The 13,596-nt window shown below is 71.4% G+C and carries 12 protein-coding genes; 9 read left to right on the top strand and 3 right to left on the bottom strand.

Going from position 1 to position 13,596, the window contains the following annotated elements:
* Nucleotides 1-35 precede the first annotated feature (35 nt).
* Nucleotides 36-1,811 (top strand): FUSC family protein, encoded by a 1,776-nt coding sequence (locus ACIBUY_RS22665; protein WP_399153501.1) that lies wholly within the window; start codon nt 36-38, stop codon nt 1,809-1,811.
* 38 nt (nt 1,812-1,849) lie between these two features.
* On the opposite strand, the gene ACIBUY_RS22670 is transcribed toward ACIBUY_RS22665, so the two are convergent.
* Together ACIBUY_RS22670 and ACIBUY_RS22675 are read right to left on the bottom strand one after the other, a co-directional pair.
* The gene (locus ACIBUY_RS22670; RefSeq protein WP_399153449.1) at nt 1,850-2,716 is read right to left on the bottom strand and encodes a serine protease; all 867 of its coding nucleotides are present in this window, start codon (nt 2,714-2,716) and stop codon (nt 1,850-1,852) included.
* 148 nt (nt 2,717-2,864) lie between these two features.
* Nucleotides 2,865-3,827, bottom strand: coding sequence for an endonuclease/exonuclease/phosphatase family protein (locus ACIBUY_RS22675; protein ID WP_399153450.1), 963 nt, complete (start codon nt 3,825-3,827; stop codon nt 2,865-2,867).
* 359 nt (nt 3,828-4,186) lie between these two features.
* Here ACIBUY_RS22675 and ACIBUY_RS22680 point away from each other — a divergent pair, with 359 nt between their 5' ends.
* The 3 genes from ACIBUY_RS22680 to ACIBUY_RS22690 all read left to right on the top strand — a co-directional run bounded on the left by ACIBUY_RS22680 (nt 4,187) and on the right by ACIBUY_RS22690 (nt 6,744).
* Nucleotides 4,187-5,572, top strand: coding sequence for an amidohydrolase (locus tag ACIBUY_RS22680; RefSeq protein WP_399153451.1), 1,386 nt, complete (start codon nt 4,187-4,189; stop codon nt 5,570-5,572).
* Nucleotides 5,573-5,707: 135 nt separating this feature from the next.
* Complete coding sequence (locus ACIBUY_RS22685) at nt 5,708-6,400, top strand: DUF899 domain-containing protein (RefSeq protein WP_365564034.1); 693 nt, start codon at nt 5,708-5,710, stop codon at nt 6,398-6,400.
* A 161-nt stretch (nt 6,401-6,561) separates the two neighbouring features.
* The gene (locus ACIBUY_RS22690) at nt 6,562-6,744 is read left to right on the top strand and encodes a hypothetical protein (RefSeq protein ID WP_365564032.1); all 183 of its coding nucleotides are present in this window, start codon (nt 6,562-6,564) and stop codon (nt 6,742-6,744) included.
* Here ACIBUY_RS22690 and ACIBUY_RS22695 read toward each other — a convergent pair.
* Entirely contained in the window at nt 6,677-8,668 is a 1,992-nt protein-coding gene (locus ACIBUY_RS22695; RefSeq protein ID WP_399153452.1) for an ABC transporter ATP-binding protein, read from the bottom strand. The genes ACIBUY_RS22690 and ACIBUY_RS22695 overlap by 68 nt on opposite strands.
* 120 nt (nt 8,669-8,788) lie before the next feature.
* Here ACIBUY_RS22695 and ACIBUY_RS22700 point away from each other — a divergent pair, with 120 nt between their 5' ends.
* From ACIBUY_RS22700 to ACIBUY_RS22720, 5 genes are all read left to right on the top strand, one after another.
* Nucleotides 8,789-9,796 carry a thiamine pyrophosphate-dependent dehydrogenase E1 component subunit alpha gene (locus ACIBUY_RS22700; RefSeq protein ID WP_399153453.1) on the top strand — a complete coding sequence of 336 codons (1,008 nt, stop codon included), beginning with the start codon at nt 8,789-8,791 and terminating at the stop codon, nt 9,794-9,796.
* A gap of 75 nt (nt 9,797-9,871) precedes the next feature.
* A complete protein-coding gene (locus tag ACIBUY_RS22705; RefSeq protein WP_365564583.1) occupies nt 9,872-10,900 on the top strand; it encodes an alpha-ketoacid dehydrogenase subunit beta in 1,029 nt (342 codons plus the stop codon).
* A 1-nt stretch (nt 10,901) separates the two neighbouring features.
* Complete coding sequence (locus ACIBUY_RS22710) at nt 10,902-12,065, top strand: acetoin dehydrogenase dihydrolipoyllysine-residue acetyltransferase subunit (protein WP_399153454.1); 1,164 nt, start codon at nt 10,902-10,904, stop codon at nt 12,063-12,065.
* A 67-nt stretch (nt 12,066-12,132) separates the two neighbouring features.
* Nucleotides 12,133-12,986, top strand: a protein-coding gene (locus tag ACIBUY_RS22715) for an IS5 family transposase (RefSeq protein ID WP_399153455.1) whose coding sequence is annotated in 2 segments (ribosomal slippage) — nt 12,133-12,445 and nt 12,445-12,986 — 855 coding nt in all. Because the reading frame shifts where the segments join, the coding sequence is not laid out codon by codon here.
* 44 nt (nt 12,987-13,030) lie between these two features.
* Complete coding sequence (locus ACIBUY_RS22720; RefSeq protein ID WP_365580752.1) at nt 13,031-13,549, top strand: hypothetical protein; 519 nt, start codon at nt 13,031-13,033, stop codon at nt 13,547-13,549.
* Nucleotides 13,550-13,596 lie beyond the last annotated feature (47 nt).

Raw genomic sequence — 13,596 nt, forward strand, 5'->3', positions numbered from 1 at the left:
TGTACGCGTACGACGGCAGAGGTCGGCACATCGTCATGGTTCACCTGCGTTCCCTTCCGCCCTGGCTCGCCCACGCCCTGCGTGCCCAGCGCGTTCCCGTTCCGTGGCCCGCTGTCGTGCGCGGTGCGCTCGCCGCCGGGCCGTTGTTGCTCGTTGCCGTCGTCGCCGGGCGGCCGTCCAGCGGCGTGCTGCTCGCCCTCGGTGCCATGCTCGCCGGCGTCAACGACCGGCCGGGGACGCGGCTCTCCGCGGTGTCGCGGCTCGGTGGGCCCGCGGTCGCCGGGGCGGTGGGGATGGTGGTGGGCAGTGCGCTCGCCGGGGGAGGGTTCGCCCTGGTCGGTGCCTTTGCCCTGCTCGGACTCGTCGGGGGTGCCGTCAGCGCTGTGGGGCCCGTCGCCTCGGCCTGCGGTACGCAGCTGCTGGTGACCGTCGCCATCGGCGCGGGGATGCCGTTGCCGGAGGCCGGGTGGCAGCGGGGGCTGTTGTTCGCTGCGGGCGCCGGATGGCTGATCGTGCTCCGGGTCGCACTGCCTTCGCCCGCGCGCAGTGCCGGCAGGGGACTCGGTTATCTGTACGACGGTGAGCGTGCTGCCGTTGCTGCCGTGTACGACGCCGTGGCCCGGTTGATAGAGGCCGCCGGTACCGACGGTGCCCGGGGGTGCCGTGCCGGTCTCACCGCCGCTCTCGACCAGGCGCAGGACGCGTTGCGCGGGAGCGGGGGCGGGGCGGGGACGCGGCGGCTGCGGGCCCGGCTCGGCGCCGCGTTGCCGCTCGCCGAGGCGGCCACCGCGCTGGCGTGGACCGGGCGGCCCGTGCCCGCCCGGGCAGCCGTTGGGCCCCGGCTGCTCGCCGCCGCCGTGCGGACCGGCGCGGCGTCGGGGCCGCTGCCCGCTCCGGCCCGGTACGACGCGGGGCTGCGCGCGCTGGACGAGGCGTTGTTGCGGGCCGCCGAGGTGTTCGACGGGGGTGGTGTCTCCGGGCCCGCCCGCCGTCGCACCGGCGGCCCGATGCCCTTGCTGCGCAAGGCAGTTGGCGGCGGAGGGCGCGAGTACGGGGCCCGCGTCGGGCTCTGCTTCGGGGCGAGCGCGGCCGTTGCCCAGGCGCTGCACCCCGAGCACTGGTACTGGCTGCCCGCCACCGCCGTCTTCCTCGTCAAGCCCGATCTGGGGCCGCTCGCCTCGCGCGTGCTGTGCCGGGCCGCGGGCACGGTCGCGGGGGCCGCCGTCTTCGCCGGGCTGGCCGCCTTCCTGCCGCGGCCCGCGGGACTCGTCGTGCTCGTCGCGCTGTGCGGGGCGCTCATACCCGTCGCCACCCGGCACTTCGCCGCACAGACCGCCGTCGTCACCGTGCTCGTGCTGTCGCTCGTGATGGTCGGAGGCGAGGCGCAGGCCTCCGTCAGCCGGATCAGCGAGACGCTGCTCGCCTGCGCCCTCGTACTGATCGCGGGCCACCTGCCGTGGCCGGGTGCGCACCGCGGGGGCGGGGTGCGGGCGCGGATCGCCGTCGCGCGCGAGGCCGCCCAGATCTACGTACGGCACGTGCTGAGCGGTGACGAGGACAGGTCCGCGCGGTGGGCGCTGCGGCGCGAGGCCTACCGGACGCTGGCCGAGGCGCGGGCTGCCGTGGAGGTGGCCGCCGCCGAACTCCCCGTCCTCGCCCGGCACTCGGACGGGTCGCGGCACGTCACCGTCGTCCTCGAGCGGCTCGTCGACGTGACCACCGCGTGCGCCGTGCAGGTCGACGACACCGGGCGGGTGCCGGAGCAGCACGCCGAACGGATCGGCGTGCTGCTCGCGGAACTCGCCGCCTGAACAGCTACGGAACGGGCTGCTGAGTGGCTACTGGACGGCTACGGCTTGGGCAGCGTGCAGCCCGGGGCCGAGAGGTTGATCTTGTTGCCGGTGCCGACGCACGGCACGATCCCGTACGTCTCCTGCCCGTAGTTGATGCCCGGACGGACCGTCACGTTGCCGTTCTGGTCGACCTCGCACGGGTTGTTGTCCGTGCAGCGCTCTCCGTCCTCGTTACCGGTGTTGTTGACCGCGACGACCTTTCCCGTCGCCTGGTCGAGCACCGGCGATCCGGACGTGCCGCCGATCGTCTGGCAGGCGGAGGTGTAGCGGACCGAGTCCTTCCAGGTCCACTCGCCCTCCTTGAGGCGGTACGCGAAACCGTCGATCGCGCAGTTGTACGTCCGCTTCCAGTAGCCGGACACCACGCTGATCGCCGTGCCCTGGGTGGGGTGGGCGGCCGACAGTTCGAGGGCGCTGATGCCGTACGAGTTCTGGATCTGCTGGTAGGTGCTGGTGAGTTGGTAGAGCGAGACGTCCGTGTCGGTCATCGTGCCGTACGCGATCTTGCTCGCCCGCAGCGTCGCGACCTTGCTGCCCGCCGAGTTGAGCAGGCTGAAGGTGCGGCTCGACGGCTGGTTGACGATCACTTCGCCCGGGCCGGGGAAGCCGGACTCCAGGCAGTGGCCGTTGGACATGACCAGGGCCGGGTCGGTGGGCTGCGAGTTCGGTACGCGGACGACCGAGCCGGAACAGTTGCTGAGAGCCACCGTTCCGGCGAAGGTCACGGCTCTGACCTTCGGGGTCGCCGCGGCCGTCGCGGTGGTCGGGGTGCTGGTGTCAAGTGCCGTGGCGGGGGCGGCGGTTGCCGCGGTCGCGCCGAGAAGCAGGACGCTGAGGAGCGCGCCGGCGAGGGACTTCTTCACGTGGGGGGTCCTCTCCCGTACTCAGTCTCAGTACTCGGTCTCAGTACTCGGTCTCAGTGGAACACCGTGTTTGGCATGAGCATTGTGATGGCGTACGGCTCAGCGGACAACAGTGCGTTCTCAGCGGACGGGAGTGGCTGAAAGAGGCCTACGGGGTCAGCTGTATCCAGACCGGCGCGTGGTCCGAGCCCGGTGCGTCGCGCCGCTCGGCCGGGGTGTCGCCGATCGACGGCAGCGGGTGCAGCTCCGCCGCCGCCTCGTGCGGGATGCCGGTGCCCGCGCGCGTGATGCGGCCGGTCAGTGCGTGCGTGACGAAGACGTGGTCGATCAGCTCGCGGCGGCCCGCGTACACGCGCGAGAACCGCTGGTCCTCGGGGATGAGCGGCGCGACGTTCCACAGGCGCTTCGCGTCGCCCTTGTCCGGGCGTTCGAAGCCGGGCGTGCCGATCTCGGAGCCGGGCGGGCCCTGGAGGATCTGGGTGGTCGCGGCGTGCGGCTCGTCGTTGAAGTCGCCGAGCACGACGACGCGTTCGCGCCGGCCGTCCTCGCCGATCAGCACGTCGGCGAGGGTCCGCACCGCCGTGGCCTCCGCCGCCCGGCGCTGCAGCGCGTACGTCGCGTAGCGCGCCCGCTCACCCTCGTCGCGCGGGGAGAACCGGCCGCCCGGGTAGCTCAGCAGCTTCGACTTGAGGTGACAGACGGCCGCCGTCAGCCAGGTCACGCGCGTCGAGAAGCTGACGGCCAGTACGCCGCGGCCCGTCCGGTCCGACGTGCGGCCGCTGTCGTCGAGCTGCACCGGGTGCAGCGGGGCGGGGAGCGCGGGGGTGTCCGCGACGATGCTCACCGCCACGTCGCTGAGGACGCCGACCCGGATGCCGCGCTCGTCGGGGAACTGAGACAGCGTCACGAAGTAGCGTCCGTCGAGGAGTTGTACGAGATCGTCGAGTGCCTCCGGGTCGCCGATCTCCTGGATGCCGAGGAGAGTCGGGTGTAGCTGGTTGATCGTGGCGGCGAGCGAGGCCAGCTTCGCCTCGTACGCGGCCTTGTCGCGGGGGCCGAAGGGGCCTCCGGGGCGGTAGAGGTTCTCCAGGTTCCAGGTGCCGACGAGCATGACGTGCTCCGTCCTCGGGGCGGCCGCTGCGGGGCCGGGGCGGTCAGCGTCCCGCGGGGCCCTGCCGGGGAACAGGGGGTGGGGGTCAAGTGGGGCCGGGGTGCGACTGGTTGGGGGTGGGGATGTACGGCGGGGGGCGTAGAGGAGGGCCGCTGGGGGTGGTTGAGCGGGGTTGCGCCGTTGCGTCTGCCGGGCCTCTTTCGTTGGCGGCCGACGCCCGGTGGTCCTTCTGCGTTGGCGGCGGACGCCCGGTGGTCCTGCTTCGCGCGGTTCCCCGCGCCCCTGAAGGCGCGGCTTCGCCGCTGCCTCCTACGGTGATGTCCCCCAACGGCGCCGACCGCGCCCCGTACCGTTCCCCCATGAACCCCGCCCCCGCCGACCTCGTCATCAGCAACTGCACCGCCCTGATCCACCCCGACCCCGACGAGACGGACCCTCAACTCGCCGCGGACTCCATCGAGTTCAGGCCGAACGTCACCCTCGTCATCCGCGACGGCGTCATCGCAGACGTCATCGCCGAGGTCGCCGACAGCGCCGCGTCGGCACCCGCCGCCGCTGAACGGATCGACGCACGCGGACTCGTCGCTCTCCCCGGGTTCGTCAACTGCCATACGCACAGCCCGATGGTGGCCCTGCGCGGGCTCGTCGAGGACCGGCCGGAGCAGGAGTGGTTCAACGACTGGATCTGGCCGATCGAGTCGAATCTGACCTCGCGGATCGTCGAGCTCGGGGCGCGGCTCGCCTGCGCCGAGATGATCCGGGGCGGCGTCACGTGCTTCGCCGATCACTACTTCGCCATGGACACCGTGGCCGACGTCGTCGCCGAGACCGGCCTTCGGGCCAACCTCGGCGAGGCCTTCTTCTCCTCCCAGGGGCCCGAAGGGCGGGAGCGGTCGCTCGACTTCGCGCTGCGCCGGCGGGGCAGTGCGGGCGGGCGGATCACCACCTCCCTGGCGCCCCACGCCCCGTACACCGTCGACGACGCCGACCTCACCGCCACCGCCGAACTCGCCCGTGAGCACGGCCTGTTGGTCCATCTGCACGCCGCCGAGAACCGCGCCCAGACCGACACCAGCCTCGCCCGCCACGGCCGCACCCCCATCGACGTACTCAAGGACACCGGACTCCTCGACGTCGACCTGCTCATCGCCCACGGCACCGGGATCCTGGACCGCGACCTGCCCGCACTGCGCGCCGCGACCGGGCGGATCGGCGTCGCCAGCGCGCCCCGCGGCTATCTGAAGTTCGGGTGGGACACGACACCCGTCCGCGCACTCGTCGACGCCGGGGTGCACGTCGGCCTCGCCACCGACGGCGCCGCCTCCAACAACACCCTCGACGTGTGGGAGGCGATGACCCTCACCGCCCTCGTGCAGAAGCGGACCGAACGCGACCCGCGCTGGCTCACCGCCCGGCAGGCGCTGCGCCACGCCACCCTCGACAGCGCCCGCGCGGTCGGCCTCGGCGCGAGCATCGGGTCCCTCGCGCCCGGGCGCCGGGCCGACCTCGTCCTCGTCGACCTGAGCGGGCCGCACACCCAGCCCGTGCACGATCTCACCGCGACCCTCGTGCACAGCGCCCGCTCCCACGACGTACGGACGACGATCGTCGACGGACGGGTGCTCATGCGCGGCGGGCGGCTCACCACCGTCGATGTGCCGTCCGTGGCGGGGGAGTTGAGCGAGCTGCTGCCCGCACTCGTCGAGCGCGGACACGGCAGGCGCATCCAGGAGTACGACACCTGAGGGCCGCCCGGAAGTCCGGGACGCACGCACAGTCCGAGACGCATCCAAGGTTTTGAAAAGAATCTTCGGCGGGAGCGATGAGTTCCGCGGGCGGCCCCGGTCACCCCTCCTGGAGACCCGATCCGAGGAGGAACCATGGGGCTGCCGAAGGTGGTCACGCGCGAGGAGTGGCGCGCCGCCCGCGAGGAGCTGCTCGCCCTGGAGAAGGCGGCGACCCGCGCCAGGGACGCGCTGAACACACGGCGGCGCGAGCTGCCCATGGTCGAGGTCGACAAGCTGTACGTCCTCGAGGGCCCGGACGGCAAGGCCGAACTCCTCGACCTGTTCGAGGGGCGGCCCCAACTCGTCGTCTACCACTTCATGTTCGCGCCCGACTGGGACGCGGGCTGCCGCAGCTGCTCGGGGTTCCTCGACCAGATCGGGCACCTGGCGCACCTGCGGGCCCGCGGCACGGCGTTCGCGGCCGTCTCCCGCGCGCCGTACACCAAGATCCTGCCGTTCAAGGCCCGGATGGGGTGGACGGTGCCCTGGTACTCGTCGCATCTGAGCGAGTTCAACGCGGACTTCGGCGCCACCGTCGACACCCCCGACGACGGGCTCCAGGAGCGGCCCGCGCTCAACTGCTTCCTGCGCGAGGGGGAGCGGATCTTCCACACGTACGCGACGTTCGACCGCGGACTCGACAACATCGGGTTCACCAGCAACCTCCTCGACCTCACCGCCCTCGGCCGGCAGGAGGAGTGGGAGCGTCCCGAAGGCCGCGCGTCCGCGCTGGGCGCGCCCGCGGGCAGCGCGCGCATCAGGTACCACGACGAGTACCTCGACTGAGGCCGAACGCCCGAATCCGAAGGCGACGTGGCGTGACCGGCCCGTGCCACCTGGCCTGAACACGTCTCAACTCGGTGTCATTATCGTCACGTTGCGAGTCCTTGCCCGCCCTGTCAGCGTTCTCCCTCATGTAGGCACGACAACGGGGGCAAGGACGAACGATGATCAATGGACGAGTGGTACTGCAGCGTTTCCCGGCCGGCGGGCCCCGCGGCTCCTGGCCCGCGGAGGAGTTCGCCCGCCTGCGCCGCCAGGAGGGTCAACCGGCCGAGGTGGTCATGGACTTGGCGACGGACGCGTTCCTGGTGATCGTGCGGGAGAGTGCGGCCGAGCCCGTCGGGTGAACTGGTCCGCCTGGAGGCGGTACAGCTCCGCGTAGACGCCGCCCGCCGTCAGCAGCTCCTCGGGTGAGCCCGATTCGACCAGGCGGCCCTGCTCCAGGACGTGCACCAGATCGGCGTGGCGCACAGACGCCAGGCGGTGCGTGATGAGGATGACCGTCTGGCCGGTGCCCGCCAACGCCCGTATCTTCTCGAAGACTTCGAGCTCGGCCCGCGCGTCGAGCGCCGCCGTCGGCTCGTCGACGATCAGGATCCGGCCCCGGCGGTAGGCGGCCCGCGCGATGCCCATCCGCTGCCACTGCCCGCCCGACAGCTCGTGCCCGCCGCTGAACGCGCGTGCAAGGAGCGTGTCGATGCCGCGCGGCAGATCCCGTACGACATCACCCGCACCCGCCTGCGACACGGCGTCGGTGACGCGCTCCTCCGTCGGCTCGTACGTCGGGCGCCCGATGCCGACGTTGACGCGCGCGGTGAACGGCCAGCGCTTGAAGTCCTGCGCCACCATCGCGACCCGCTCGGCGAGTTGGACCCGGTCGGCGCCCGCCGCGTCGACGCCGTCCCACAGGATGCGGCCGCCCTGCGGGGCGTACAGCCCGGCGAGCAGCTTCACCAGGGTCGTCTTCCCCGAGCCGTTCTCGCCGACGAGCGCGACGATGCGGCCCATGGGGACGGACAGCGTCACGTCGGTCAGGGCGGGCCGGGCCGCGCTGCCGGGGTAGGAGAACGTGACGTTCTCGAACCTGATCTCCTTTGGATCCGGGGGGAGTCGAGTGCCGCCCTGCGGGATGGCGCGGCGGGCCGCCTCCACCTCGAGGCGCTCCAGATCGCCCACGAACAGCGCGTCCTCGTGCAGTGAGTTGATCTCCAGGACCAGCGTGTCCAGGCTCGACGAACCCGTGCGGATCGCGATCACCGCCGTGCCCGCCACCGAGAGCGCCATCGCGCCGGTGAGCAGCAGCAGGCCGAGCGTCGCGTACGTCGCCGCGGTCGCCAGGCCCGTCCACGCCGCCGCGACCAGGCCCGTACGCGCCGCGAGCCGGGCGAGGCGTGCCTGTTCCGCCTCCTGCGTCTGCGACATCGAGCGGAAGTGGCGCAGCAGGAAGGGGCCGACGCCGTGCACCCGGATCTCCGGCGCGGCCGCCGTGTCGATGAGCAGGCTGCTGATGAGCCGCCCGGCCCGCGCGTGCTGCACCCACACGTGGAACGAGCGGTAGCGGCGCCGCGCGATCGTCAGCGCGCTCCACGCGCTCGGCAGCGTCATCGTGACCAGGAGGGGGAGCAGCGCCGGGTGGAGCACCGTCAGCACGCTCGCCGCCGCGATCAGCGAGATCATCGCGTTCACCACGCGCGTCGCGATGGAGATCATCCGGCGTGCCGACGACGCCCCGTACTGCGCCGTGTCGAGCAGCTTGTGGAACGCCTCGTCCTCGATCGCCGACAGCTCCACCGCCGCCGCCCGCTCCAAGTACCGTTCCGTGGCGAGCCGTTCGACCTTCGGCTCCAGGCGGCCCGTCGCGTACGTCGACGCCGCGCGCAGCAGCGCCGCCACGAACAGCACGGACGCCATGGCGATCAGCGCGGGCGCGGCCCCGCGCAGCCGGTCCGCCATCGAGCCGCCCGTGACGAGCCGCGCGAGGACGCTGTTGGCCGCGAGCAGGGTGACCGCCTGGGCGACGCCCCGGCCCGTCTCGGCGGCGAGCACGATCCCGGCCGCGCGCCGGTCCGCGTCCCTGGCCAGCCGGAAACTGGACGCGAGCAGCGCGGGCAGCCGCGTCAGCATCGCCCGGAAGCTCAGCTGGAGGAAGGCGTCCTCGTGCGCCGACCAGCCGATGTCGTAGCGCAGCGGCCCGCCGAACAGCAGCTCCTCCGACTCCGACGTCACCGGCTCGGCCGCACCCCGCGCGGCGTCCGGCTTGATCCTGCTCATCGAACCACCCCCGTCCCCGTTGCAACCCCGGGCAACCCTTGCCGGGTGCCCACCCCCGCAGTGGCATGAGCTGTGCCCACGAAGCGTCCGAAGTACCCCTCTGAGCAAGGGAGTTACGCCGTGACCGACACACTCAGGACACCCCCGGGTCCACCGGCCGCCGCACCCGACGCCGCCGAGCTGCTCGACGCCTACCGCACGATGCGCACCATCCGGGTCTTCGAGGAGCGCCTCCACGACGAGTTCGCCACCGGCGACATCCCCGGCTTCGTCCATCTGTACGCGGGTGAGGAGGCCTCCGCGACGGCCGTGTGCGGGCTGCTCGACGACGAGCGTGACGTGATCGCCTCCACCCACCGCGGCCACGGCCACTGCATCGCCAAGCACGTCGACGTGAAGGCGATGATGGCCGAGATCTACGGCCGCACCACCGGCTCCTGCCACGGCAAGGGCGGCTCGATGCACATCGCCGACCTCAGTCGCGGCATGCTCGGCGCCAACGGCATCGTCGGCGGCGGACCGCCCCTGATCTGCGGCGCCGCGCTCGCCTCGAAGGTGCGCGGCGACGGCGGCGTGGCCGTGGCCTTCTTCGGCGACGGCGGCTCCAACCAGGGCACGACCCTGGAGTCCCTGAACCTCGCCACCGTATGGAACCTGCCCGCCGTCTTCGTCGCCGAGAACAACGGCTACGCGGAGGCTACGGCCGCCGAGTGGTCGGTCGGCGGCGGCTCCATCGCCGCCCGCGCCGCCGCCTTCGGCATGCCGGGCCTGACGGTCGACGGGTTCGACTACTTCGCCGTACGGGAAGCGGCCGCCGAAGCCGTCACCCGGGCCAGGAACGGCGGCGGCCCCAGCCTCATCGAGGTCCGACTCACCCGCTATTTCGGCCACTTCGAGGGAGACCAGCAGACCTACCGGGCCGGCGAGGTGCGCCGGGCCCGCGCCGAACTCGACTGCCTGCTCCGCTTCCGCGCCCGCGTCACGGCCGGCCGTGACCTGACGGTCGCTCAACTCGACGCCGTGGACGCGGAGGTGGCCCGGCTCGTCGACGAGGCCGTGGCCGAGGCGAAGGCCGCGCCGCTGCCCACCGCCGCCGATCTCACCACCGACGTCTACGTCACCTACTGAACGGGGGCTCCCATGAAGGCCATGAAGACCATGAAGGCAATGGAGTCGATGAAGGCAATGGAGTCGATGGAGTCGATGAAGGCAGCGACGCGCAGCAGCAGCATCACCTACCGCGAAGCCATCAACGAGGCCCTGGCGCAGGAGATGGAACGCGACCCTTCCGTCGTCGTCCTCGGCGAGGACAACGCGGGCGGCGCGGGAGCCCCCGGCGAGTCCGACGCCTGGGGCGGTGTCCTCGGCGTCACGAAAGGCCTCCAACCCCGCTTTCCCGGACGGGTGTGGGACACGCCCATCTCCGAGTCCGCGTTCATCGGCGCGGCGATCGGTGCCGCGACGCGCGGCCTGCGCCCCGTCGCCGAGCTGATGTTCATCGACTTCATGGGCGTGTGCTTCGACCAGATCTTCAACCAGGCCGCGAAGTTCCGCTACATGTTCGGCGGCAAGGCCGTCACCCCCGTCGTCATCCGCACCATGTACGGGGCAGGACTGCGCGCCGCCGCCCAGCACTCCCAGTCCCTGTACCCCGTGTTCACCTCCGTGCCGGGCCTCAAAGTGGCGCTGCCCTCCTCCCCGTACGAGGCGAAGGGCCTGCTCATCCAGGCGATCAGGGACGACGACCCGGTGATCTTCTGCGAGCACAAGGCGCTGTACGACACCATGGGCGACGTCCCCGTCGAGAGCTACACGATCCCCTTCGGCGAGGCCAACCTCGTCCGGGAGGGCGACGACGTCACGATCGTCGCCCTCGGCCGGATGGTGTCCGTGGCCGTGGAGGCCGCCGACGGGCTGGCCGCCTCCGGGGTGCGCTGCGAGATCGTCGACCCGCGCACCACCAGCCCGCTCGACGAGGACACGATCCTCGAATCGGTCGCGCACACAGGGAAGTTGGTGGTGGTCGACGAGGCGGGTCCGCGCTGCGGCATGGCCGCCGACATCGCGGCGCTGGTCGCGACGAAGGCGTTCGGAGCACTGCGGGCCCCCATCGGGACGGTCACCGCACCGCACACCCCCGTGCCCTTCAGCCCGCCCCTCGAAGACCTCTACATACCGGACGCGGCCCAGGTCGCGACGGCCGTGAAGAGTGTCCTGGACTGGAAGGCGTGACGTGAGCGACGAACCGCCCGAAGGCCTCACCCGTGTAGCTGGTGACGCGGGTGACGCGGGCGACCGCATCGTGCCGGTCGCCATGCCCAAGTGGGGCCTGTCCATGAAGACCGGGAAGATCACCGAGTGGCTGGTCGCCGAAGGGGGCCTGGTCGAGGAGGGCGACGACCTCGCCGAGATCGACACCGACAAGATCGCCGGGACGCTGGAAGCACCGGGCGCGGGCGTGCTGCGCGCGATCGTCGCCCCGTCGGGTACCGCCGCCCCCGTCGGCTGCGCCATCGCCCTGCTCGGCCCCGCCGACGTACCACAGGCGGCGATCGACCTGGCCGTCGCCGACGCCCGCTCACGGCTCGCGCGCGGGGAGCCGGCCGAGGGCGACGGGGGCGGCCCGGTGACCGGAACGGTCGAGGTGGCGGGGCGCTCCCTCGCGTACGCCACCGAGGGCGACGGCGCGGAGACAGTCTTGCTGCTGCACGGCTACGGCGGCGACAAGGACTCCTGGCTGTTCGTCCACGAACTCCTTGCGGCCCGCCACACCGTGTACGCACTCGACCTGCCGGGGCACGGCGACTCGACGAAGGACGTCGGGGCCGGGACGCTCGACGTCCTCGCGGACGCGGTCTCCGGGTTCCTCGACGTGCTCGGCCTCGACCGGGTGCACCTGGTCGGGCATTCGCTCGGCGGCGCGGTGGCCCTCGCGGTCGCGTCCCGCCAACGGCCGCGCAGGATACGGTCGTTGACGCTGGTCGCCCCCGCCGGTCTGGGCGCGCCCGTCGACCGGGCGTACCTCCGCGGGTTCGCCACGGCCCGCACGCGGCGCGAACTGAAGCCGCAGCTGCTGCAGTTGTTTGCGGACGAGACGAAGGTGACCCGGCAGCTGGTGGACGACCTGCTGAAGTACAAGCGCCTGGACGGGGTTCCGACGGCCCTGTCGGCTCTGCTGCCGATGCTCGAGGAGCTGGATCTGACGGGGGAGGAGCCGCCGCCGGTTCCGGTGCGGGTGGTGTGGGGGAGCGGCGACCGGGTGATTCCGGCGCCCGAGTCCGTCGTACTGAAAGGGGAGTTGATCGAGGTGCGGCAGGTCGGTGCCGCGGGCCACATGGTGCACATGGAGGCCCCGGCCGAAGTGACCTCGGCCGTCGAGGCGGCGATGGGCACCTAGAGCGTGTCTCTTTGATTCGTTTGTCAGTTGATCGGGTGTGTCCGTTCGATTAGTCATCACTGATGCCATGTGGGACCGGGTTGAGCCGTTGATGCCGGCCAATCCGGTCCGTGGGCGGCGATGGGCCGATCACCGCCGAACCCTGGAGGCCATTGCGTGGAAGTGCCGCACCGGCTCACCGTGGCGGGACCTGCCGGACGAGTTGGGAGCGTTCCAGACCGCTCACAAATGGCTGCTCAGGTGGGCCATGGACGGCACCTGGGGACGGATCCTTGCCGCACTTCTGGCAGCGGCCGACGACGCTGGCGACATCGGCTGGACCGTGTCGGTGGACTCCACCGTCTGTCGAGCCCACCAGCACGCCGCCGGAGCCAGGAAAAAGGGGCTCCGGATCTGGCTGAGCCCGACGACCATGGGCTTGGCCGTTCCCGCGGTGGCCTGAGTACGAAGGTTCATCTCGCCAGTGACAGCCACGCACGGCCCTTGGTCCTGCGTGTCACGGCGGGACAGGCAGGGGACGCGCCGGCCTTCGAGGCGGTCATGGCTGGCATCAGAGTTCCGCGAAGCGGTCTGGGACGGCCGAGGACTCGGCCTGATGCCGTGCTGGAGGACAGGGCGTATTCGTCCCGCGCGATCCGAAGTCACCTCCGCCGACGCGGCATCCGTGCAGTCATCCCCCAGCCCTCCGACCAAGTTCGCCACCGCCTGCGGCGAGGCCGCACCGGCGGCCGGCCGCCAAGTTTCGACACCGAGGCGTACAAACAGCGCAACACAGTCGAACGATGCATCAACCGGATCAAGCAATGGCGCGGCCTGGCCATGCGCACCGACAAACTCGCCATCGTCTACAACGCCGCTCTTCACCTCGCCGCCATCCTCATCTGGGCGCGAGGAACAAGAAGCGAGCAAGAACGGACCTGAGAGAATCCATGGCGCATGCATCAGGGTTGCAGGAGGAGTCGTTCATGTGGCTGGAGCGCAAGATGGTCCCGGATGAAGACCGGGAGCAGTGGACCTGGACTCCGCTCGAAGGTGTAGGGCCCTTGAGGTTCGGACAGACCGTTGAGGAAGTCGCTGCCGCATTGCGGGAGCCGATCAGTGGTCGGAACCAGCGTGAGCGTTGGGTTCCCTTCTCCAGCAGGGGCGTCGACACCTATTACCACTCGGAAGACTGGACGCTGGCCGCAGTCGCTATCGACGCCTGCCACGGTCCTCAGATCTGCTTCGGAGAGGTCCGGCTGGTAGGTCTGCTGCCGTCGGAGCTGACGCCGTGGCTGGAAGCGGGCGCAGATACCCACGAAGGCAGGCTTCGTTTCGGTCTGAACGGAGAGGCTGGACTCCCCGGCTTCGGCCTGGTCATGCGTTGCCAACAGAACGGCGATTTCAACCGCACCCGCCCGGTGATGGTGGCACCCGAGTGGGCTGACATGGGCGTGGACAGTTGGGAAGGCCAGCTACCCAACAGGGAATGGCTTGTGTACTGACATCGCTGCCCACAAGCCCAGCAGCATCCCGCTTGTGCGCAGACGCC

Origin of the sequence: Streptomyces sp. NPDC050085, assembly GCF_044460595.1 — a bacterium.
Taxonomy (GTDB): domain Bacteria; phylum Actinomycetota; class Actinomycetes; order Streptomycetales; family Streptomycetaceae; genus Streptomyces.

What these genes read in the sequence shown, in the direction of transcription:
- ACIBUY_RS22665 (WP_399153501.1), top strand. Translation starts at nt 36, where the DNA reads ATGGTTCACCTGCGTTCCCTTCCGCCCTGGCTCGCCCACGCCCTGCGT.
- ACIBUY_RS22675 (WP_399153450.1), bottom strand. Translation starts at nt 3,827, where the DNA reads ATGCTCGTCGGCACCTGGAACCTGGAGAACCTCTACCGCCCCGGAGGC.
- ACIBUY_RS22680 (WP_399153451.1), top strand. Translation starts at nt 4,187, where the DNA reads ATGAACCCCGCCCCCGCCGACCTCGTCATCAGCAACTGCACCGCCCTG.
- ACIBUY_RS22685 (WP_365564034.1), top strand. Translation starts at nt 5,708, where the DNA reads ATGGGGCTGCCGAAGGTGGTCACGCGCGAGGAGTGGCGCGCCGCCCGC.
- ACIBUY_RS22690 (WP_365564032.1), top strand. Translation starts at nt 6,562, where the DNA reads ATGATCAATGGACGAGTGGTACTGCAGCGTTTCCCGGCCGGCGGGCCC.
- ACIBUY_RS22695 (WP_399153452.1), bottom strand. Translation starts at nt 8,668, where the DNA reads ATGAGCAGGATCAAGCCGGACGCCGCGCGGGGTGCGGCCGAGCCGGTG.
- ACIBUY_RS22705 (WP_365564583.1), top strand. Translation starts at nt 9,872, where the DNA reads ATGAAGGCAGCGACGCGCAGCAGCAGCATCACCTACCGCGAAGCCATC.
- ACIBUY_RS22720 (WP_365580752.1), top strand. Translation starts at nt 13,031, where the DNA reads ATGTGGCTGGAGCGCAAGATGGTCCCGGATGAAGACCGGGAGCAGTGG.